Origin of the sequence: Nitrospira sp. (assembly GCA_024760525.1) — a bacterium.
Taxonomy (GTDB): domain Bacteria; phylum Nitrospirota; class Nitrospiria; order Nitrospirales; family Nitrospiraceae; genus Nitrospira_D.
In genome coordinates, this window is record CP060499.1 from 2,438,427 (window position 1) to 2,461,270 (window position 22,844).

A 22,844-nucleotide genomic window follows, 5' to 3' on the forward strand; every position below is an offset into this window, starting at 1 on the left:
CCCGCACTCCGGCTCGACCGCACCAGGCCTCACGCACGCTCGACTGCGCAACTCGCTGCATTCCATGGTTCACATGAATGCAGCATCGGACAGTGCTCGCCGTCCGCTGCGCGGATCGCTTTGTTCGGCACGTGCGGTAGCCCGAGCCTCCATGCAGGTCGCAGGACAGGCGCTGAGACCCCACTACTTGAAAAACACACCAGCCACGAGGGTAGCAAGGAAGGAGAAGGGAGATCGAGGGTGGCTCACGAACAGACGCTTGCTCAATACCACCCGTCGAAGGTGTAAAAAGAGAGGACACCTGCTAATAGAAATTGGAGCCACGCAGGGTGCTCAAAAAGGCTGATATTTCTCACCCGCTCACCCCGGCCCGCTAAGACGCGCCGTTCCACAGGCAAGACCGCAGCAAGCGAAGGGGTGAGGCGTATGCTCCGGTACGTTGAACCCCTGAGCGATGCGAGAACGCCGCTGGCGGGATTTCTCAGCACCCTGCAGGATGTTCGTTATGACTTTTGCCGCGCCTTGGCCAATGCGAGCGCCATCGCACCGATCGGCTGGGGCATTCGTGCCGCTTGATCGGATGCCGACGGCCCATGCCCACGCGAGGCACGTGCCGACGCGTTTCCAGACTGTGTCGGCACAGATGGGCGGCTCGCCGTCTCCTCGAGACGCATGGTCAGCGAAATACGCTGGCGCTTCAGATCGACATCAAGCACCTTCACCCTGACGACCTGACCGGGCTTGACCACTTCATGCGGATCTCTCACAAACTTGTTCGCCAGCGCCGATACGTGCACGAGCCCATCCTGATGGACACCGATATCGATGAACGCACCGAATGCCGCTACGTTCGTGACCACTCCCTCCAACACCATTCCGGGTTGCAAATCACTCAGGGATTCAACTCCCTCTCGGAAGGTGGCCGTCTTGAATTCTGGACGCGGGTCGCGCCCTGGTTTTTCCAGTTCGATGAGAATATCCCGCACGGTGGGCACCCCGAACTTCTCATCGGTAAAATCGTTCGGCGACAACTCTTTCAAGACCGTCGGCCGTCGCATCACTTCGGCAATTCCGGTTCCGAGGCGTGTCAGAATCCGTTCGACCACCGGATAGGCTTCCGGGTGAACGGCGGAACGATCTAAAGGATTGTCTCCATCGGGAATGCGGAGAAAGCCTGCCGCCTGCTCGAAGGTTTTTTCACCAAGACGCGGGACATTACGGATCGCCGTTCGATTCGCAAACGGCCCGTTCGTATCCCGATAATTCACAATATTCCTGGCCAGCGCCTTGTTCAGACCCGACACCCGTTCCAACAAGGGCGCCGATGCCGTATTGACGTTCACCCCGACTGCATTCACGCAATCTTCAACCGTGGCGTCGAGCGACCGCGCCAATGCCCGCTGGTCGACGTCGTGCTGGTATTGGCCGACCCCGATCGCCTTCGGTTCGATCTTCACCAGCTCGGCCAGTGGATCCTGTACACGCCGGGCAATGGAGACCGCGCCCCGCAAACTGACATCCAACTCGGGAAATTCCGCCGCAGCGAACGCCGACGCGGAATAGACCGACGCGCCTGCTTCACTGACCACAATTTTGGCCACCTTCTGTTCAGGCTTCTGGACAGCGACCAGCTTGATCACCTCGATCGCCAGCTTGTCCGTCTCCCGGCTTGCTGTTCCGTTACCGATTGAAATCAACTCCACACCATGTTGAATGACGAGACGCAGGAGCGTCCCCAATGCTCCCTGGCAGTCCTTGCGAGGCTGATGCGGATAGATCGTGGCCGTTTCCAACAATTTTCCCGTCATATCCACCACCGCCACTTTACAGCCTGTGCGAATGCCTGGATCCAGGCCGAGAACGGCCTTTGGACCGGCCGGCGCCGCCAATAAAAGCTCATGGAGGTTTCTGGCAAAAATCTTGATCGCCTCGGCTTCCGCCGCTTCCCGTAACTGCACCAGCAGTTCGACGCTGAGCTGTAGATGAATTTTCACACGCCAGGCCCAGTCACAGACATCAGCCAGCCACGTGTCGGCGGGCCTGCCTTGATCTTCAATACCCGCGTGAGCCGCAATCATGGAAACACAAGGATGCGGAACGACTGCGTCAAGCGCCTCTCCCAAACCCAATTCCAGTTTCAATACGCCGAGGGCACGGCCCCGGAACAACGCGAGCGCCCGATGCGACGGGATGGTCTTGATGGACTCGGTATAGGCATAGTAATCGCGGAACTTTTCGTCCTCGGCCATCTCCTTGTCCTTCACCACCGTCGAGGTCAAGACACCCTGTTCCCACAGGCGCATCCGGAAGGCGGCCAGCAAATCGGCCGTTTCGGCAAACCGCTCGGTCAGAATGTCCCGCGCTCCTTCCAGCGCCGCTTTGGCATCCGGCACATTGATGGCCTCCACCCCTTCAGCGGCGGGGACCACACGGATGTATGTGAGCGCCTCTTGCTCGGGAGTCAGCGCCGGATCATTCAACAAGGCGTCCGCCAACGGCTCCAGCCCGGCTTCGCGCGCAATCTGTGCACGTGTACGCCGCTTGGGTTTAAAGGGTAGATATAAATCCTCGACAGCTTGCTTCGTCCCCGCCGCCTCGATGCTCACTCGCAACGCGTCCGTCAGCTTCCCCTGTTCTTCGATCGACGTCAGAATCGCGGCACGCCGCACCTCCAACTCACGGAGATAGAGCAGGCGCTCTTCCAGCGTGCGCAGCTGCGTATCGCTCAGATTGCCGGTCGCCTCTTTGCGGTAGCGCGCGATGAACGGAACGGTCGCCCCTTCGTCCAGTAGCGCCACCGCGGCTGCGACCTGATGAGCCCCAACGCCGAGCTCCTTGGCGATGAGGGGAACAATCTTGAGCTGAACCGTATTCGATGAGATCTGAGGTTCGATAGCTGTCATCTGTAGTAGTTGCCGATCTTTCCGAACGCGTGAGAGGTCCGCGTTCTTTTAGAATATGATGAGTCCAAGAATTTCGGTGTTTGATTGTATCGGATGTACGTGATCGTCAGACACATTCGGCAGCGACGGAACTATCGCCTGCGGGATATCTACAAGAAGCCTCTCCACAATGTCCAGCAAGATTCTGGTCTGACTTTCATTTGATGCCTTGCGGGGAGCACCGGTCACTGAACGAGGGAGGGAAGAGGGTTGCGCGCGAACGGCTGGCGTGCTCAATTCCATCTGTCTAGGCTGTGAAGCGAGACATGACCTCGTTCGATCATACGCCAAGGATTAGTGGGCAAGAGTTCCAAATGCCGCAAACAGCCGCCCGGCAAGGTAATGGGTACCCTGGGTGTCGCCCGACTGTTTACGCCGCATGAAGTCGTTCAGAATTCGTCCGTCTGCAGTTTTGTGTATGTCAGGTTGCTGGAGGTTCATCCGATAGCGCTCGATCCCTCCTGACATCCAACTCACGAAGATCACCGTTCCATCCCGTTCCACCTGCTCGACCACGCCGACATGCGTGAGTGGATCGTTCGCCAAGCCGTCGCGATTGAAATCCCACGTATTGTGAAAAAAGACCAGGTCTCCCGGATGCACAGTCGGGCCATAATGAATTCGCCCGTGTTCCATGACATGGGTGTAGATACGCCCGACACCGTTTCCTCCATCCAGTTCGCCCAAGCCGCCGTACAAGTCGACCCGCTGTGTCGCGTATACCCCGCGGACGAAACCGGAACAGTCCGGGGCATAGCGCCGGCCACCCACATCGATCCGCGACCTGCCAAGGAATCTCACGGCCGTCTGCGCCAGCGCTTGCTGCCGCGGAACTCCCCTGGCCATGGAGCAGCAGTGCCCGCTGCGTGTTCCCATGGCAGGAATCACGTCATCTTGCGCCGGCTGGCGCGTTGCCGTTGCACAACCGTACAGTAACCCTGCGGATACGATGACTAGAACTCCCGTCGCTAACGAACACCCGTGCCCGGCTGACTTCGTCATGCTTCAGTATACCGTTAAGCCGCTGCAAAGCCATATCGGAAAAGCAGTTCAACTATCTATCCGCCCGCGCTGCCCACTGGTCCGCCCGGTTCGGTCATGCGCCAGGGATCGAGAAGTTCGGCCAAACGCTTGTCGGGTAGGACTTTCTGTTCCTTCGCCACCTGCCTCACCGTTTTGCCTGACTTATAGGCGTCTTTGGCCAGTTTTGCCGCCGCTTCATAACCGATTTCCGGCGCCAGGGCCGTACACATGGCCAAGCTCTCTTCAATGAGGCTCTTACATCGTTCCTCGTTCGCCTTGATCCCTTCGATGCATTTCACCGCAAAGTTGTTGGAGGCGGTCGCCAGCAGCTCGATGGACTGAAGCAGGTTGTAGGCCATGACGGGCATCATCACGATGAGCTCGAAATTTGCAGCCTGGCCACCGACGGTCACCGTGACGTCATTGCCGATCACTTGCGCGCAGACCATCGTGACGGACTCGGCGATGACCGGATTGACCTTCCCCGGCATGATCGAGGAACCGGGCTGCGTCTCGGGTAAATTGATCTCTCCAAGACCGCAGCGCGGCCCAGACCCGAGCCACCGAATGTCATTGGCAATCTTCATGAGACTCACGGCCAGAGTCCGCAATTGCCCGCTGGCTTCGACCAATGAATCCTGCGCCGATTGTGCTTCAAAGTGATTCTTGGCCTCTTTGAACGAACAGCCGGTCTCCTTTGAGATGATGGCCATCACCTTGGCGGAAAATTTCGGATGACAGTTCAGGCCGGTGCCGACGGCAGTGCCTCCCAAGGCCACCTCGCTTAAGGCCCCCTGTGCCTGTTTGACCCTCTGGATTCCAAGTTCGATCTGCCTGGCGTAGCCGCCGAATTCCTGACCGAGACGAACCGGCGTGGCGTCCTGCAAATGTGTGCGGCCGATCTTGACGATCGTGTCGAATTCCTTGGCCTTACTCTTCAACGCCTTGTGCAACCGCGTCAGTGCCGGCAAGAGCTGGTGCTGCATCAGTTCCGACGCGGCAATGTGAATGGCCGTTGGAATGACATCGTTGCTCGATTGGCCAAGATTCACGTGGTCATTGGGATGGACCAGCTTGCTGCCACGCGCGCCGCCGATCAGTTCGGTCGCACGGTTGGAGATCACTTCGTTCGTGTTCATATTGGTAGACGTCCCGGACCCGGTCTGAAAAATGTCCACGGGAAACTCGGCGTCCAGTTTTCCATCGACCACTTCAGTTGCCGCCTGCCGAATCGCATCCGCAGGCTTCTTCTCCAAGAGACCAAGAGAATGGTTGACGGCAGCCGCAGCTCGCTTGATCATGCCCATCGCCCGAATAACCGACCGCGGCATCCGGAGTGGGCTGATCGGGAAGTTCTCGATAGCGCGGGCTGTCTGTACCCCATAATAGGCTTCGGCGGGAACAGCCAGTTCCCCCATTGTGTCTCGCTCGATTCGGGTCGTCGCTGATGGATTATTCTGATTCGTTTTCATTCGCTGTACTCCATAAGGGGGTTCTCGTGCCTTGCGGGCGCCATGATAAACTCACCCCGCCGGCTTTCACAAGAGCATGCCGTCCTGGCTCCCGACATTTCCGGCGAAGCGCATGCAGGTTATTGACGCGACCTTGATGAAGGGATGTGAGAATTGGTGGTGCAGGAACGGGCGAGTACGAAGTGAAAAACCCGCCTGACACGGCGGGCTGTGGAGTTACCGGTTAAGTCGAACGATCGTCCCCTACCGGCCCCGGATAGAAGGGCTAGGTGACATCTCCCTATTCACGTCATCAAATTCGAGTGATTTCCCTTTCGACTTCTTTCGCAGTATCCGCTTCTGGTGTGAACACGTAGGCTGTTTCGCGTTTGGCCATTCTCAACGCATGCAGCATGTCTGTTCCCATCCCTGCCAATGCGAGACACCATCCGCCTACAATCATCCACCAGACCAACGAAAATAGATCCGATGGCTGGTCGAAGTTGAAGACTGCCACTATCCCTGCCAGAACCAGCACAAATCCGACCGTCATCAGCAAATAGGTTAAAGTTTTCATCTTCGCCTCATCAAACATGTTAGGTGCCTGAACAAGTTCGACAACTAGGCGGAGTGCCTACACGCCTTCTTATGTGCGCATGACAGCCATCAACACCTCCTCAAGTATTAATCGTAGTCAATCTCCTGTTTTTCGGATTTGCCCCTACTGGTTTTGGGGGGACTTTACTCGCTTTCGTCGAATACACAATCCCCCAAGATGACCCTAACCGGTAGATCCAATTGGGCCATCATGTTCCATGGACGAAGGGCCCGGTGAGTGACGTGCGATCGGCGTCGGACGTGGAAGAAATCAAATGAAAAGGCCCGCCTGAATCAGGCGGGCCTTCGCTCAGAACATCTACTGCAAGAGAGGCTTATGCAAGCTTGACTTCGATGGCTCTTGGTTTTGCCTTCTCCGACTTCGGCAGATGGAGGTTCAGCACTCCATCCTTGAACTCTGCCTTGACCTTTGCCTCTTCGATGACATCGGGGAGAGCAAAAGTGCGGACGAAACTGCCATAGGATCGTTCGATTCGATGATACTTCGTCCCCTTGTCTTCCTTCTCCTGCTTGCGCTGCCCTTGAATCGTAAGCACTCCATCTTCCAGCGTGACCTTGACGTCCTCCTTCTTGACATCCGGAATTTCAGCCTTAATTTGGTATTCGACATCAGTTTCACTGATGTCGACAGACGGAGTCCAATCGGCCACGATCATGGTCTCTTTCCCGTTGGTTCTGGACGTTGCAGGACGCGCAAACATGCGATTCAGCCGATCGGAAACTTCCTCCAGTTCACGAAATGGATCCCATCGTACAAGTGTCATAGTGAACCTCCTCCTTCTCGATTTTATCTAGATTCAGGTTATCTGCGCTGGCGCGGCGCCGATTCAACTGTATGGTCGTTAGATAAATCGACCCAGGAAGAAGTCAAGGGGTTGGACCGACTCGCAAATACGGGGATTATCGATGCTCGATGGGCACGTAGGGCCGGTTATGTTCTCCGGAGTAGATTTGATCGGGCCTGAACAGTTTATTTTCGCGCAACTGTTCCAGCCAATGCGCAAGCCAGCCCGACACGCGCGCCATCGCAAAGAGCGGAGTGAAGAGGTCCACATCGATACTCATCTTGTCGTAAATAATGCCTGAGTAAAAATCGACGTTGGGATAGATGCCCTTATTATTCAGTAATTGTCCGGCTGCCGCTTCCACTTCCATTGCGATTTCATATAGAGGTGAGCTTCCGCATTCCTTGAACAAGCGCCGACAGAGTTCCTGCAGCACCGTTGCGCGAGGATCCTTGACCTTATAGACACGATGCCCGAATCCCATCAGTTTTTTCTTTTCTTGCAAAGCTCGCTCAACGTACCGCCGTGCCTTATCGGCCGTGCCGATTTCTCTGAGCATGACCACCACTTCTTCATTTGCGCCGCCGTGCAAGGGTCCCTTTAAGGCGCCGATCGACGAAGCCACGACGGTATAGGGATCGGCCAGGGTCGACGCCGTCACCAATCCTGTAAAGGTGGACGCGTTCATCGTGTGTTCGGCGTGGAGGATCAGACAGTCATCAAATACTTCGGCCCACACCGGAGGGGCCACGGATTCCGTCAACATGTAGAAGAAATTCTCGCTGAACCCCAGATCGTCCCGAGGGGTAATGGGAGCATCGCCGTGGCGAAGCCTCGCCCAGGCCGCCACGATTGTCGGTAATTTCGCGACGAGGCGCACCGCGCTCCAGTAGTTATTCTCGACGTCCTTGACGTTTCGGCCGGGGTAGAACATGCCGAGCGCGGCCACCGCCGCCTGGAGGGCATCCATCGGATGGCCTTGCTCGGGCAAGCACTTCAGCAAGTCAAGGATGCGAAATTTGATGCGCCGATGATGAGTGACGTCGGTGATCCATTGTTGGAACTCGGTCGCTGAAGGAAGGTGCCCAAAGAGGAGCAGATACGCCGTTTCCAAGTATGACGAGCCCGCGCAGAGAGCTTCGACTCGAATGCCGCGGTACTCGAGAATGCCGCGTTGGCCGTCGACATCGCTGATCGACGAAGTGGCAGCCGGCACACCGGCCAAGCCCGGCATGAAATCATGAGGCATAATTCACTCTCCTGGAAGATGTGTACTCTTCTGACTACCCTACCACGGCTGCGTGCCGTTCTTGCAATGGAAAATCGCGCTTGGCATACTTCATATTGGGGATGATATCGGTTGATGAACAGAGATGTGAATGATTCGATCAGCCGCCATCATGTGCTGCTACCTGATCGCACTCACGGGCCTCATGACGGTATCATCCGTCATGGCAGACGAAGAAACGATCGCGTTTGCCGTCGTCAGCGAACCTCCCACGGATAAGACACGGATTCCGGCAAAGGTCGCGATCGAGGGGACGGTCACGGACATGAAGCTGCTCGCATCCGACCAGATTCTGTCCAATTTAGCCTGGAGGACCCTGGAGATCTGTCATGCTCTCAAGCTCGAGGGGCAGAAGTCCCCGGAGGGTTTCCGCGTGCTCTCGGTGCGTGCGATCGACGCAGCCATGTTACCGATGGTGTTGCAAGGCGTTGCGGGAGATTGCCTGCTGAAAAAAGCCTTGGAAGTGGCTCCCCTCGTCGATTAACATTTCACAGGATGCTGAAAAAGTCCGCCCGCCCGATAGAGTGAATGATTGTTCGACAGGCTGCTGAAGACCAGGCACGTCAGGCGGAACAGTCAGGGCATTGCTGCGGCTCCTGGTCCGAATCGCTTTCCTCTAGGGTGAGGGGAAAGAGCATCCCGCAGGATTGGCACGACCGGACCTCGAAATAAGGAACGCCGTGTTCATCAATTTCGGTAGGAAGAAGAAGTTCGCGAGGATCGTACCCCAAGGAGCCTCCATCGCTGAACTTCACCACCGCGAGCCGATCGTTGAAGGCATCGAAGGTCGCTTCTTGCCCCTTGCGAGCGAGCACGTGGCCAAGCACACAGACCGGCTGGCCCTTCCGTTTGATACGGAGATCCTTCAGTGTTCGCTGGGAGGCAGTGGCGCACGCAAACTGACCGGCAGAACTGGTTCCAACCCACGGCATAATTGCCCCTCTTGTACGACGACTACTGGTTGGGATCTAACATAGGCTGAAAAAAATCGTCAAGACGCGTCTTCTCACCAAGGAGATACTATGGCCGACATCACGATCTATCACAAACCGACCTGCACAACGTGCCGTCAGGCGGTACAGCTGCTCAAAGACAGCGGAACACCCTTCACGGCGATCAACTATTATGAGCGCTCATTTACCAAGGCGCAGTTGAAAGCACTCCTGAAGAAGGCCGGGCTTTCCCCCAAAGACGTGCTTCGAATCAAAGAAGACCTCTACCGGGAACTCGACTTGGGGAAAAGGCAGCTCTCGGACGATGAATTACTCGACTTGATGGTCAAACATCCGGATCTCATTCAACGGCCGCTCGTCGAGAAGGGTGATCAGGCGATTCTGGCGAGACCCGCCGAGACGGTCAAAACACTCGTGTAGGCGATCACGAGCGCTCGAACTCACTCGAAGGGACGATGCGTCCTCCCACGTGATCGGATGGTTTTCGAGTATCGATATCGGGGGCTCCCCGGTGCACCAGGTTGCCCCCGAGTCCTTTGGCTTCGTACAAAGCCCGATACGCGGCTTTAGTCACAAGATCGAGTGAAGCTCCTGCGTCTCCGGCATCTGCGACGCCGACGCTCGCCGAAACCACAAGCGCTTCATAGCCGGGTCGTGGACGCGCAGGCAGAACTCCTTCGAAAACACGATCGCGACGAGCCACATAGACTGTCATCCGTTCGACGGTCTTACGGATTTCTTCGAGTATTGCCAGTGTGTCCATTACGGTCTTCTTCGAGAACAGAACGATCAATTCCTCGCCGGCCAAACGAAAGACTTTTCCGGATCTGCATGCCGCTGCAACCTTTGGAGCCGCAAGGCGAAGTACTTGCTCGCTGACTGATTTACCATATTGATTCCCGTAGTGCTTCAGCTGATCGATGCCGACGACGGCGAGGGCAAATTTCTTTCCAAGGCTTGCCACGGTTTCCTCATAGGCCTGCCTTCCGGGGACACCGGTCAATTCATCGCGATGGCTTCGTTGGTGCGCATCCTGTATGACTGCAAGGAACAGAAGAAGTCCGGCGGCAGAAAGAAACCTGGTCGACGACCATCCGCTATGAATATTTTCGAGCGCGGCGAGAACGAGAAGCAGCGCCCAGAAGGTTCCGCTATCCCTCGGATTATGACTGGAAAGATACCGCCCGCTGATCAGTATCAGCGCTGCGCCGAAGGCGAACAGAGACGGCTGAGTGAGTGAGCTCCAGCCGGTGTCCCACCACGGAAATAGAGGTTCCTGCAAGGCTACCGCAAGACTCACCTGATCCCATCGAGCGAGCCCGAATATCAAAATCGGTTGGAGTACGATCACGGCAAACGGCAGAACCCCACGCCATGACGAGATGGTTTCTTCCTTGATGAGAGAAAGCGCTAAGAGGTTAAGCGGCACCAGGAGCGAGACCGCTGCAATCGTCAGCCGGCCGGTGGATGCCGGACCTACATCGGTCGGTGGAAACACACTGACGGCACGGTCGGCAACTATGAGGACAAGGAATGAAAGGATCAAACGGCTGCTGGACAAGTACCAGCCGAAGAATAATCCGAACCCCAGCACGATCAATGGAAATGCATGAACCGGCCCCTGGATCGATGCCGGCAACCCGTGTGGCCGGAGAAATCCGATCGCAGCAAGAAAGATGATTCCTCCAGGGATCACGAAGGCAATGAACGATTTGACGCTTGGGGACATAGCTCCCTGCGGCCTCGGTTTCCATCAATCGCTACGTAGATGAGCGAGAACCGTACCAGGCGTGAGGCAGGGGGCTAAGAATCAGGCTGGAAAGTGCTTATTTATTGACGACTTGTGACCATCGGCTCGTCAATCGAGCCGGCGCAAAGGCTTGGATTGCGGTCATGATGGATCGACCGTTCCGTTTTGAACGGGAGTTGAGTGCCCGGAGGGCGAACGCCGAATAATCCGTGTTTTTGGATCGACTGTGAAGGCGAGTTTGCCGTCCAACGCATCCAGCAGAATGTTTCCCACCAGCATTCGCCGCCATCCTCTCAAGAGCGGAAGATCCAGAGTGGATCGATTCGTTTTGGCATCCACCAATTCCTGGAGATCAGCGGTGGTCGCCAATAGGGTCGGCGCAATCTCTTCTTCCATGGCTCGAGTCTTGACGATCGCCTGAAGCAACTCGACAAACCCATTCGATTCCGGATCGGGTTTCCGCTCCTTGGGAAGGACCGGCCAGGCGGACGGAGGAAGCGCGAGCGCTGCCTGAATCGTGGCGAGAAGCGTCTCGCCATTGCGATCAGCCTCCGACGTGTGGAGGCCTCTCACTTTGCGCAGTTCGTCCGTATGCCTCGGCGGATGTCTCGCAAGCTGGAGAAGGACTTCGTCCCGGACGACGCGACTCCGGGGGACATTTCTCCGTTTCGCTTCTCCTTCCCGCCAGGCTGCAAGTTCGCGAAGGACCGCTGCCGATGTCGGTTTGAGTTGATCCCATCCCCGTATGCGTTGAAAACGCTCCTGGGGCTCACGGCGTGTCTCGCTGACGACGCCTTCGAGACGGGAAAACTCTTCGTGAGCCCACTGTAACCGGCCGAGCTTTGACAGTCGTGTATGGAGATGATCATGAATCGCCAGGAGAAACGTCACGTCCTCCAGCGCATAGGCCAATTGATCATGGGACAGCGGGCGGGCGCTCCAATTCGTAAAGGTATGCGCCTTGTCCAGCTTTCTCCCGTGCACTCGTTGGACGAGATTGGCATAGGCGACTTGGGGACCGAAGCCGACCATCGCCGCGGCAATCTGGGTGTCGAAGAACGGTTTTGGGATCCGGCCGGCATGAACGGCAAAAAGGTCCAAGTCTTGCCGACCCGCATGCACGACTTTCTCGACCGCCGGATCGCACACGATCTCCCAGAACACATCAAGCGCCCCGCCGGATAGGACAGCCGGAAAATCGATGACGGCTGCGGTGGTTTCAGTGGCAACCTGAATGAGTTCCAGCCTGGGCACAAAACTCTCTTCACCGACAAATTCGGTGTCCAACGCCAGGCGTGGGCTGTCTTTCAATCGCTCGCACAACTCACTCAGTCCGGTCGCGCTCGTAATGTAGTGCTGTGGGGTGGACATTGTCACAAATATGTCACTCAGAAGGGCTGTAGGGTCGATCCGGGGGTCGCATTGGCTCGGTGTTGCTGAGGCTGAGATATTCTTTCAGAAATTGATAGGCTTCCAACATGCGGCGGAGTTCCGGTTCAGAACTACGATCGCCATTGTTGGCATCGGGATGGAGCTGCTTAGCCTTGGTTCGGAAGGCCGCGGTCACATCGGCCAAAGTGCTGCCGAATTCCACGCCCATGATGGCATAGGCATCCATCGCATTATTGACACCGTGAGGGTTCTCTGAGAGCGCCCCGCTGCCGCCGCTGGCCGCTTTCAACATATCGGCGAGACTGATTTTCTTGCGTCGGCGCCTTGGTCGTTCGCGGATTTCGCTGTCAAACTCATCCCAACGATCTTCCACGAACTCCAACCGGGATTCGAGGCGCATCGCGCCGGAGAGATCGTGAATCGACTCCAATTCCTCTTCAATCTCAAGCAGCGATCGGATGATCTCTTCAAGGCCCTGTTCGACACGGAAAAACCCATCCACTCGTTCTTCCATCATGCTGTCGACGGCGACATCCAAGCTGTCTTCCGTTTTGGAGCGAAGCGCGCCGATGCGTTTCTGCATGCCGGTGCGGAACTTCAGATATTTGGCGGTCGAGAACGGCATGAATACCCCCCAATGACGGAAGGGGCATTGTACCACAGGCAGATCCGCGGACTCACCAGAGCAGAATACGAGTGAGGATGATGCAGTGTGACGAGGCGAACGCAAATTCGGGGCACGCTTCTAGGCCGCTTCGCAGGGAAGCCGTCCTACATCACTCCAGAAATCTACCACCTGCTGAACCGTATCGGTGAATTCCTGGACGTCGAAGGGTTTGACCACGTAGCAACTGGCATGGCGCTCGTAGCATGCTTTGATATCGGAGGGGGATTGCGAGCTGGTCAGCATGATGACGGGAATGGCCTTGAGCACCGCCTCCATTTTGACGACTTCCAAAAACCGTTTACCGTCCATTCTCGGCATATTGAGATCAAGCAGGATCAGCTGAGGCATCGGTGTATCCGCGAATTTCCCTCGCTTATGCAGGAAGTCCAGTGCTTCCATGCCGTCATTGGCCACCCAGACATGGCACGTGGGCATCCCTTCGCGGAAGGCAAGCTTGACCATCTCCACATCGCCCTCATTATCCTCAACCAACAGTACCTCGAGTTCAGTCGGCATGGTTATGTTCCCTTCTGCGGCAGTGTAAAGAAGAACGTGGTGCCCTGGCCAGGAACCGATTCAAACCCGATCGAGCCGCCGCATAATTCGATGAATTTCTTGCAGGTGGAAAGGCCGATCCCGGTGCCGGGATAGTCTTCCTTACGATGCAAGCGCTGAAAGATGGCGAATATCTTGTGCCGGAAAGCCGGATCGATCCCGATGCCGTTATCGCTCACGGCAAACCGCCAGAACGATGTCTGGCGCTCGGCCTTTATCGTAATTTCCGGAGGCTTACTACCATCCTGGAACTTGAGCGCATTACTCAGCAAATTTTGCAGCAGCACACGCATCAGGGTGGGGCTGGTTTCCAAGGTGGGCAGACTGTCGCAGAGCGCGCAGGCATGCTTCTCCTTGATGATCGTCTCAAATTCGCCCAGCACCTCGCGCAGAATGGCATTGCAATCCACCCTCTCCATTTTGATGTCCTCACGCCCGATGCGCGAGAAGGCAAGAATATCCTGAATCATCTTTTGCATGCGCTGAGCATTGCTGATAATCAAGCCCAGATACTTTTTCCCTTTGTCATCGAGCAGTCCCGCGGCATTTTTGTCCAGTAGGCCGCCGTAGCTGTTCATCATGCGCACCGGCTCCTGCATATCGTGCGAGCAGATATACGCGAAGCGCTCCAGCTCCGCGTTCGATTGTCTGAGGACGGCATTGAGCCTCAATATTTGTTCCCGCTGCACGTAAATATCCAGATACACTTTGACCTTGCTCTTGAGGATCTCCGGATTGATCGGCTTGAAGATGTAATCCACCGCCCCGATTTCGGCCGCCTGACTTGCGTATTTCTCCTCCTTACTGATGGCGGTGACAAAGATAATCGGAATGCCGCACATGGACTCATGATCCTGCATCAACATGGCGACCTCGAAACCATCCATCTCGGGCATCTGCACGTCCAGCAACACCACGGCGAATTTATGGCGCAGCATCAGCGAGAGCGCCTCGTTTCCTGAATTCGCCTTGAAGATCCCCGCATCAAGACTTTTCAGGACTTTTTCCGTCGCCAGAAGGTTCTCTTTCCGGTCATCGACAATCAAAATGTTCGGACGCTCCTCGACGACGGGGGCGGCGATAGTCTCCACCGGATGTTTCCTAGCCGTTTGTGCCATAGGCTTCTGCTTCTTGCGCCGTCAGTTGCAGCAGGAGAGGTGTAAGTTGTTCCAGATTGACGACATAATCGACGTCTGTTGCCGCCAACGCAGCTTTCGGCATGGCCGGATGTTCTGCGCTTTCAGGATTCTGCACGATCGCCAGCCCGCCATATTTCTTGATTGCTTTGAGTCCTTGTGCGCCATCGGCATTTGCTCCGGTCAATATGATGCCGATCAGTGACTCATCGAACGCTTCTGCCGAACTCTCGAAAAGGACATCGATCGAAGGGCACGCATAATTGACGCGTTCGTCCACCGACAGGCTGAAGCTGCGATCCGGCTCGATCAGCAGATGGTAACCCGGTGGCGCCAGGTACGCAGTTCCTGGGCTCAACGGTTCCTTGTCTTCCGCCTCTTTTACGGCGATGCGGCTGGCGTGGTTGAGGAGCTCAGCCATAAAATTATCCGAGCGTTCGGCGATATGCTGCACGATGGCTATGGGAAGCGGAAAGGATCCCGGAAGCGCGGAGAGTATCGTCTTGAGGGCCTGCAGGCCCCCAGCCGACGCGCCTATTACGACCGCGCTATACGACATGCGGGCCTCCGCTCTTGCGATAAATCCTCTGTTTCTTGTCTACCGGCATAAAAAGCGGCTTCACCGCGGTAAAATTCAAAGATTCCTTGTTTCCAAGACACAGGAATCCGCCATGGCGCAGACTCTCTGCAAATTTGGTGAGCACCTGGTCTTGCAGCATCTTGTCGAAATAAATGAGCACATTGCGGCAGCAAATCAGGTTCATTTCACCGAACACGCCGTCCGTCACTAAATTGTGATAGGAGAACGTGATGCGTTCCTTCAGAAACTCCTTGAACTTGACCAGCTCATAACCGTCGCTGTAGTAATCGGAAAAATCATTCGTGCCGCCCGCTTCCGAGTAATTTGCGGCATAGGTTTCGACATTTCCGGCGGGATAGACGCCTTTCTCGGCCGCGTTGAGCGAATGCTTGTTGAAATCGGTGGCGTAGATGCGGGCGCGCTCCAAAAAGCCTTCCTCGTGCAGCAGAAGCGCCATCGAATAGACCTCTTCGCCCGTGGCACAACCTGCGTGCCAGATTTTGACGAACGGAAACGTCTTTAGTACCGGCACGATTCTCTCACGCAACGCTTTGTAATAAAGCGGATCACGGAACATACTGGTGACGGTAATCGACATCGCTCTGAGGAATTCATCGAAGCACTGCGCATCGTGAAGCAGTTTGTCGAGCAGCTCGGTATAGCGGTCAACGCGTGCCTGAGCACGCGCCTTTTCCAGGCGGCGCATCAGCGACGCACGAGAATAATGCGTAAAATCGTAGCCGTAGCGCTTCTGGATACCGGCCAACAGCAATTCGACTTCTATGCTTTTCCCATGATCGGCATGCACGGCGTTATCTATTGCTTTTCCTTTGTCATCTTGGCTGGCAATGAAAGGGAACGCGGGGATCACGCCGCCATTTCCTGCCTGAACAACCAGACACGTAGCAGCGTCAACAGCCGCTCGATATCCACCGGCTTGGTGAGATAGTCATTCGCGCCCGCCGCCACGCATTTTTCCTGCTCCTCCGGCATGGCGCGCGCCGTCAGTGCGATGATGGGCACCGACGCAAGCGACGGCTGCGTACGGATTTCCCGCATGGCCTGATATCCATCCATGACCGGCATCATAATGTCCATGATGATCAGCTCGATGGCACGATCTTCTTTCAGCTTATCGAGCGCCATCTGGCCGTTATCGGCGATGACGACGTCCAACCCGTGTTTCTTAAGCAGTTTGGAAAGAGCGAAGGTATTACGCAGATCGTCGTCCACCAGCAGCAGCGTTCTGCCCTGCAGCACTTTATCGGGGTTATGCTGCATGCGGATCATTTCCTGCTGATCGCTGGATAGCGTGGATTCCACGCTGTGAAGGAACAAGGTCACCTCGTCGAGCAGTCGTTCCGGGGATTTGGCGCCTTTAATGATGATGCTGTCCGTGTAGCGGTTGAGCTTTCGGTTTTCCTCTTCCGACAGTTCTCTGGCCGTGTAGATGATGACCGGTGGCGCGGTTTCGCCCAATGCCGTCTCTATGTTCTCCAGCCATTCCACTCCTGTCATATCCGGCAGTTGCAAGTCGAGAATCACACAATCGAACGTCCTATCGCTGATATGCTTCAGACCGGCGTCTCCGGTACCGGCAAGGGTGATCTGAACGTCTTTTTTCTTGAGTAGTCCTTGAATGGCGATTTGTGTCTTCTTATCGTCTTCCACCACCAGCACCTGCTTGACTTCCGAGCGCAGCAGATTTTCAATTTTGGCGAACATGCCATCGATCGCATCTTTTTCCACCGGCTTGGCCAGATAGCCGATGGCGCCCTTACGTAAGGGCACGAGCGTTTCCTCGCTGCCACTGATGATGTGCACCGGGATGTGGCGCGTGCGAAGGTCGTGCTTCAGCTGGTCCAGCACGCGCATACCGTCGATATCGGGCAGCTTTAGATCAAGAATGATAGCGGTGACGGGTTGTTCCACCGCCAGTACCAGGCCGGTCTTGCCGTCTCCGGCCGCCAAGCACTTGTATCCGTGCTTGCGGGAGATTTTCATCAACGTCGTGGCGAAGTCCGGATCATCCTCGAGAATCAGCAGCACCTTGTCCTTCTCCCCGATATGCTTGCGGTCATCGGCGATGAATTCGGCAACGACAGTTTTCGGCATAACGTTCACGTCCGCGTGCCTATGTTCGTCCAGAACTTCCGGGCTCGCTGCGAATACATCATCCCTCTCAGCACGTGTCATCTTCTCCGGCAACACCAGCGTGAAGACGCTCCCCTCTCCCTTGGTGCTGCTCACATGGATTTCGCCGCCCAGCATATGGGCGAATTTTCGCGCAATGGTCAGACCCAGGCCTGTGCCGCCGTAATGACGGTCGATGGACCCGTCCTCCTGCTGAAATGCCTCGAAAATATCTTTGAACTTCGATGGTTCGATGCCGATGCCGGTATCGATGACGGAAAAAGCAATGGCACGTCCGGAAGAGCGCTGGACCTCTTTCTTATCGGCTCGGCGTATCTCCAGCGTCACCGAACCCCGTTCGGTAAATTTGAACGCGTTGGAGAGCAGGTTCTTGAGTATCTGCTCCACCCGCTGCGCATCGGTATAGAGATCCCTGGGTAAACCATCTCCCACCTTGATGGGAAATGCCACGCCCTTTTCCTTGGCGACTGGTGCGAATTGCTGCTGCATTCGATTCACCACGCTCTCCAAGGCAACGCCCTCGAAGGTCATCTTCAACTTTCCGGCCTCGACCTTGGACAGGTCGAGAATATCGTTGATAAGTCCCAGCAGTTCCAGCCCGCCATTGTGTATGACACGTGCTTCCTCTACCTGCTCATCCGTGAGATTGCCCTTCTCATTGGCGGCCAGCATCCGCGCCAGAATCAGCAAGCTATTGAGCGGCGTGCGCAATTCGTGCGACATGTTAGCGAGGAATTCCGACTTATATTTGCTGGCGCGCTCCACTTCCTTAGCTTTTTCCTCGATCAGCCGCTTACTCTCCGTCAGTTCTTCCGATTGCTGTTGGATCTGCGCGTTCTGCTCCTCCAGCGCCTTGTTCTTTTCCTCCATCTCTTCATTGGCGGCTTCGATTTCTTCGTTGGAAGCCTTGAGTTCCTCCTGCTGTTGCTTCAGCTCCTCTTCGCTACGCTCCAGCTCCTGCGTGTAGCGCAACAATTCCACCCGTGCACCTTCCCGGCTGCGTTGGTAGAGCCATATGGAAAGCGTGATAGCGACATAGACCACCATCATAGCGATCATCGTCAGCCGATTGCTTTGCTGCGCGTTATTATTAGCGACTTCCATGCGTATGCTCAGCAGATGATTTTCTTCCGCTTCCATGATGCGGACTAGGCTACGAATCTGATCCATCATCGCTTTCCCACGTAGTAAATCCAGCTTGACGTCAGCTTGCCCTCTCCGTTCCTGAATAGTTGCCGCTAGATAATCAAGCAGTTTTTTTACCGCCTCGTCCATCTCGTCCAAGTTGTTCTGCTGGGCCGGATTGTCCAATGTCAGTTTTCTAAGGAATGCCAGCTCCTGATGAATGGAGCGATGTTGCTGTAATGAGCGCTGCCCTGTCTCTGGATTAGAGCCATCTTTCAATGCATTCGTGTACGGTTCCAGATAGATGTCATTACCGGTCAGGATGAAACCGCGTTGCCCAATCACAACATCTTTGAGCTTGCCGAACAGCAACTGGCTATGCCCGATCACTTCATAGGTATGCGAGACCCAGCCTCTAGCTTCCTCATTAGCCTCGCTCTGCCTCCAGAAGATGACCGCCATGAACAGCATCAATACGGTCACGGTTCCAATAGCGATTGCCGTCGCCTGACGTACAAAGAAATTGTCGGCGGTAGGGTGGTTCGTCTCCATGCACAATCCTCCGATGTGGTGGCACAACGCCACGAATAATAAGTCTATATTATCCATATAGATGCACAACTATAGATTGATTTGGTGACATGATTCTGAGGGCGCTTGCGGCACTCCTGGAAAGCCCCTTGCCTTCCTCATGGGTGTGCCCACCACCCGCCTAGCCCTAGACGAGAGTAAGGGATGGTCCGCTCAGAATGGAGATACTCGCGCCGTCAAGCTCCTGTGTCGAACCGGGGCATACATTGGCACTGGGAAATTGTGGTACAGGTGGGAATCGTGCAACCGTTTGACATGAGCATGCGTCCGATAAGAACTACCCTCCCGACTTTGAGCCCAATTCCTTCGACCAGAACAAGAACATACCGTGGCCGCCTCTTGCGGGAGGGCCTCCATCCGAATCGCGAAAGATTCCAAAGTTATACGTATAGTTCAGTTCAATTTGTGACCGCCATGGGGCACCGGATACAACGCCGACTCCCACGGTGGGCATCGAATCCGTCGACTGTGTAATTCGGCCATTCGGCGCGAAGCGCGGACGATCAACAAACGCCCAGCCCGCTTCCACATAGGGATACAGAAAGAAAAGGGCTTCATATCGATATTGCACATTCGCAATCGCATAGTGCCTGGGAAAGAGTTCGTTGAATGCTACGCCGTGGATCATCGGCAATGACACGGCGTCCCATTCGTAGCCTGTCGGACGTCCAGGAAGGCGGAACGCTGTAAATCGGTCAAGATCTTTCCCAGTCCCCGCGTGTAAGCTTGAAATCAGACGGTGTTTCTCACTGTCGACGAACGGCAGCCCGGAGGCAGCCATCAAATATCCGCTCATGGCCAGATAAATGCGTTCTTGCTTGAAATCGGGTGTGTCGAAAGGCGGGCCTCCCCAAGCAGTCCACTTGGCGCGATGTCCTTGAATCACATCTCCACCCATCGTCACACCTTCATGAGGCAATTCCATGAGATTGCGGGTCATGGCATCGATACGGACCTTGAGGTGAATCCGACCTTCATAGGTGTCGCTCGGAACGCCATACTGGGGCGAGGTATGTCCCGTCCCCTTGAACCACCGGTATCCCGGCTCATACGTCACAAAAATATTGACGGCGCTGTCTTGTCTGAACGGACGGATCGGAAGTCGATACCCTAACCCGACACCGCCAAACACGTAGCTCCATTCAATCTCGGTATCACGAATCCGCTGTCCCTCAACATTCTCAGATCGTCCCAGCGGTGCGATGAAGTTGTTCAAGGTAAAGAGCAAGGTCCAGTTGGGAAAATCCCGGAGTCCGATTGAGTAATTCAGATCGTTGACCACTCCTGTAATGGTTCCACGGAATCGGCGATTATCGTCATCCCAATTTCTCCACACATAAAGCGCGCCGAAGGGGAGCACTTCGAGCTGGGCGGGACCGTCCGGGATCCATTGCAACCCGAAACTCGCAGCGGTGACCGAGCGGCGATCTCTCGGCGCGACATAAATCTCCTCCCCAAACAGTTTGGTTCGAAATTCTCGTCCGGCATGCGGAGTTGGTTCCTCTATCGGAGTGGGTTCTTGTGGAGTGGGCTCGTGCGGCACGGATTCAGCGTGACTCACTCCGGAAATGACGAGTGCGAGGGCAAACCCTAGCACGGAACGCGAGAGAGCACGAAGGATTGCGCGTGTAGGGAATCGCACTCCCGTTCCCTCCAGTGGCACCCGGGCATAAGTCGTCAATCGCATCCCTGCTGAATGTGACCGCACATACGTAATGACCCACGTGAAGAAATGACCAAGGAAGTTGGAGAGCGCGCCACCAATGCCGGATATCTGACCTTGTTGAGCATCTGAAGGAATTCGATCGCTCCTCGAGATTCTAGTGCCTACGAGAAAACAGGCCAAGGACACTCTGTCCCTCAATGACTTAATACCCACTAGGGTGCGAATTCACACCTATGGAACTCCCTAGTGGGTCGGAAGCGGATAAGGAGTTATCATGTCTTATATGGAGCGCACGTTCTGGTGTGCAAGCTCATTAGTAGTCATCATTAAAGGAGGCACAGAATGAATGCAGACCAATTCAAGGGCAAGTGGACTCAGTTTAAGGGAGAACTCAAAAAGAAATGGGGAGAGCTGACCGATGATGACCTGACGCAGGCCGAAGGGGATTACGACAAATTTATCGGGCGCGTTCAGGAACGATATGGCGATAAGAAGGAGGAAGTGATTCGATGGACGAAGGATTGGTATGAGAAAGAGCGGCCTTCCCTGGCCGCAAAACCCTGACGCTCCCCCATGAGTGTGCCCCTGTCAGGTCAGCGGTCGGAAGACTGCCCTGATCATGGGGCATACAGGAAGGACGCGTTTACTCACGCAGAGAAGGATGGGTTGATTTCGTCCGTCTTCTGGCGACTCCGGTGGCGCGTGCCGCGGCGGCGACGGCACGCGCCACCCGGGGGACGACTTCTTTATCAAAGACACTCGGAATAATGTAATCCTCGCTCAAGGTATTCTCCGGAATCACGCGAGCGATAGCTTCCGCTGCGGCCAACTTCATGGCTTCGTTGATCTCACTGGCCTGACTATCGAGCGCACCGCGGAAAATCCCGGGAAACGCAAGCGCATTGTTGATCTGATTCGGGTAATCCGATCGCCCGGTGGCAAAGATCGCGCTGTGAGAAACTCCCACTTCCGGTGGAGTTTCCGGGTCTGGGTTGGCTAACGCAAAGACGATCCGATCCGGAGTCATCAGATCGAGATCTTCGGCGGTCATGACGTTGCCGACCGAAAGCCCGATGAAGACATCGGCTCCTTTCAATGCATCCCTCAACCTTCCCTTCGGCTTGTCTCGGGTCAAACACGCACGAAGGTCGGTGCGGCACGCGCGGAGTTGATCAGCTTCTCCGTACAGAATGACGCCCTCCTTGTCGCATCCCAACAGATGAGCCGCTCCCGCAGCGAGCAGTATTCGACAGCATGCCGTGCCTGCGGCACCGAGACCGTTGACGACAATACGAACGTGCTCCAGCCGTTTCCCCGTGACTCTGAGTGCATTCGTCAAGGCCGCCAATAGAACCACCGCGGTGCCGTGTTGATCGTCATGCATCACGGGAATATCGAGCGACTGTTTCAGGTTCTTCTCGATCTCGAAACAGCGCGGCGCACTGATATCTTCCAAATTGATCCCGCCGAATCCAGGCGCAATGCCTTGTACAATCCGCACGATCTCATCCGGGTCTTGCGTATTCACACAAATGGGCCATGCGTCGATGCCGGCCAGCTCTCTCAAGAGCATCACCTTGCCTTCCATGACGGGAAGAGCCGCTTCCGGACCCAGATTGCCCAACCCCAACACTGCCGAACCATCGGAAACAATGGCGACGCTGTTGCTCTTGCTTGTAAATGTATAGACTTTAGATTTGTCCTTGGCGATCGCCTGAGCCACACGACCGACGCCCGGGGTATACACCATCGACAACACATTTCTGGTACTGATCGGAAACTTACTCGCCACCCGAATTTTTCCACCAAGATGGAGGAGAAAAATACGATCGGAAGCCGACAGCACAGTCACATCGGGCAACTTGCCCAAACGGGCGAGGACTTTCTCGCCGTGTTCCTCACTCTGCACATCGAAGGTGATATCTCGAACCATGCGGGTCTTCGTCGCCGAGACGAGATCGACGGCTCCGAGATTCGCCTGCTCTTCTGCCAAGAGCCCAGCCACTCTGGCAAAGATGCCGGGTTTGTTCGCGAGTTCCAGGCGAACCGTCAACCGATAGTTTGAGTATGGGCCTATCTCTCTCATTCGTGTCCTGCCACATCTAGACTATCACAACTGGCATTCACGGCAAGATTGAGGATTCTCGACATACAGAACTGCACCGCGA

20 protein-coding genes are annotated in these 22,844 nt (G+C 55.7%); 3 read left to right on the forward strand and 17 right to left on the reverse strand.

What is annotated here, in order from left to right; genetic code table 11:
• Positions 1-503: 503 nt before the first annotated feature.
• From H8K04_11415 to H8K04_11440, 6 genes are all read right to left on the reverse strand, one after another.
• Positions 504-2,903, reverse strand: a complete 2,400-nt coding sequence (locus tag H8K04_11415) for an RNA-binding transcriptional accessory protein (GenBank protein ID UVT14460.1) — start codon at positions 2,901-2,903, stop codon at positions 504-506.
• A 333-nt stretch (positions 2,904-3,236) separates the two neighbouring features.
• On the reverse strand, positions 3,237-3,944 hold the full coding sequence (locus H8K04_11420) for a hypothetical protein (GenBank protein ID UVT14461.1): 708 nt from the start codon (positions 3,942-3,944) through the stop codon (positions 3,237-3,239).
• 56 nt (positions 3,945-4,000) lie between these two features.
• Positions 4,001-5,437 (reverse strand): class II fumarate hydratase, encoded by a 1,437-nt coding sequence (locus tag H8K04_11425; GenBank protein UVT14462.1) that lies wholly within the window; start codon positions 5,435-5,437, stop codon positions 4,001-4,003.
• Positions 5,438-5,729: 292 nt separating this feature from the next.
• Positions 5,730-5,993, reverse strand: a complete 264-nt coding sequence (locus tag H8K04_11430; GenBank protein UVT14463.1) for a hypothetical protein — start codon at positions 5,991-5,993, stop codon at positions 5,730-5,732.
• Positions 5,994-6,348: 355 nt separating this feature from the next.
• Positions 6,349-6,798 carry an Hsp20/alpha crystallin family protein gene (locus tag H8K04_11435; GenBank protein ID UVT14464.1) on the reverse strand — a complete coding sequence of 150 codons (450 nt, stop codon included), beginning with the start codon at positions 6,796-6,798 and terminating at the stop codon, positions 6,349-6,351.
• A 136-nt stretch (positions 6,799-6,934) separates the two neighbouring features.
• Positions 6,935-8,071, reverse strand: coding sequence for a citrate synthase (locus H8K04_11440; GenBank protein ID UVT17960.1), 1,137 nt, complete (start codon positions 8,069-8,071; stop codon positions 6,935-6,937).
• Between the two features lie 127 nt (positions 8,072-8,198).
• Here H8K04_11440 and H8K04_11445 point away from each other — a divergent pair, with 127 nt between their 5' ends.
• Positions 8,199-8,591: a hypothetical protein gene (locus H8K04_11445; protein ID UVT14465.1), complete on the forward strand. Its 393-nt coding sequence runs from the start codon at positions 8,199-8,201 to the stop codon at positions 8,589-8,591.
• Between the two features lie 79 nt (positions 8,592-8,670).
• Here H8K04_11445 and H8K04_11450 read toward each other — a convergent pair whose 3' ends face one another.
• Positions 8,671-9,039, reverse strand: a complete 369-nt coding sequence (locus H8K04_11450; GenBank protein UVT14466.1) for a hypothetical protein — start codon at positions 9,037-9,039, stop codon at positions 8,671-8,673.
• 90 nt (positions 9,040-9,129) lie between these two features.
• Between H8K04_11450 and arsC the strand changes: the two genes are divergently transcribed.
• The gene (gene arsC, locus H8K04_11455) at positions 9,130-9,480 is read left to right on the forward strand and encodes an arsenate reductase (glutaredoxin) (protein ID UVT14467.1); all 351 of its coding nucleotides are present in this window, start codon (positions 9,130-9,132) and stop codon (positions 9,478-9,480) included.
• Between the two features lie 4 nt (positions 9,481-9,484).
• On the opposite strand, the gene H8K04_11460 is transcribed toward arsC, so the two are convergent.
• The 9 genes from H8K04_11460 to H8K04_11500 form a co-directional block, all read right to left on the reverse strand.
• The gene (locus H8K04_11460; protein UVT14468.1) at positions 9,485-10,789 is read right to left on the reverse strand and encodes a GGDEF domain-containing protein; all 1,305 of its coding nucleotides are present in this window, start codon (positions 10,787-10,789) and stop codon (positions 9,485-9,487) included.
• A gap of 162 nt (positions 10,790-10,951) precedes the next feature.
• Positions 10,952-12,187 (reverse strand): ribonuclease D, encoded by a 1,236-nt coding sequence (rnd, locus tag H8K04_11465; GenBank protein ID UVT14469.1) that lies wholly within the window; start codon positions 12,185-12,187, stop codon positions 10,952-10,954.
• A gap of 7 nt (positions 12,188-12,194) precedes the next feature.
• A complete protein-coding gene (locus tag H8K04_11470) occupies positions 12,195-12,827 on the reverse strand; it encodes a J domain-containing protein (GenBank protein ID UVT14470.1) in 633 nt (210 codons plus the stop codon).
• Between the two features lie 120 nt (positions 12,828-12,947).
• The gene (locus H8K04_11475; protein UVT14471.1) at positions 12,948-13,385 is read right to left on the reverse strand and encodes a response regulator; all 438 of its coding nucleotides are present in this window, start codon (positions 13,383-13,385) and stop codon (positions 12,948-12,950) included.
• A 2-nt stretch (positions 13,386-13,387) separates the two neighbouring features.
• On the reverse strand, positions 13,388-14,542 hold the full coding sequence (locus H8K04_11480; GenBank protein UVT14472.1) for a response regulator: 1,155 nt from the start codon (positions 14,540-14,542) through the stop codon (positions 13,388-13,390).
• A complete protein-coding gene (locus H8K04_11485; protein ID UVT14473.1) occupies positions 14,526-15,119 on the reverse strand; it encodes a chemotaxis protein CheB in 594 nt (197 codons plus the stop codon). The genes H8K04_11480 and H8K04_11485 overlap by 17 nt, the downstream gene beginning before the upstream one ends.
• Positions 15,109-15,960 (reverse strand): protein-glutamate O-methyltransferase CheR, encoded by an 852-nt coding sequence (locus tag H8K04_11490; protein UVT17961.1) that lies wholly within the window; start codon positions 15,958-15,960, stop codon positions 15,109-15,111. Before H8K04_11490 ends, H8K04_11485 begins: the two co-directional genes overlap by 11 nt.
• A gap of 47 nt (positions 15,961-16,007) precedes the next feature.
• The gene (locus H8K04_11495; GenBank protein UVT14474.1) at positions 16,008-18,971 is read right to left on the reverse strand and encodes a response regulator; all 2,964 of its coding nucleotides are present in this window, start codon (positions 18,969-18,971) and stop codon (positions 16,008-16,010) included.
• Between the two features lie 316 nt (positions 18,972-19,287).
• Positions 19,288-20,652 carry a hypothetical protein gene (locus tag H8K04_11500; protein ID UVT14475.1) on the reverse strand — a complete coding sequence of 455 codons (1,365 nt, stop codon included), beginning with the start codon at positions 20,650-20,652 and terminating at the stop codon, positions 19,288-19,290.
• Between the two features lie 366 nt (positions 20,653-21,018).
• On the opposite strand from H8K04_11500, the gene H8K04_11505 reads away from it, so the two are divergent.
• On the forward strand, positions 21,019-21,240 hold the full coding sequence (locus H8K04_11505) for a CsbD family protein (protein UVT14476.1): 222 nt from the start codon (positions 21,019-21,021) through the stop codon (positions 21,238-21,240).
• A 79-nt stretch (positions 21,241-21,319) separates the two neighbouring features.
• On the opposite strand, the gene H8K04_11510 is transcribed toward H8K04_11505, so the two are convergent.
• Entirely contained in the window at positions 21,320-22,762 is a 1,443-nt protein-coding gene (locus H8K04_11510; GenBank protein ID UVT14477.1) for an NAD-dependent malic enzyme, read from the reverse strand.
• Between the last annotated feature and the right edge of the window lie 82 nt (positions 22,763-22,844).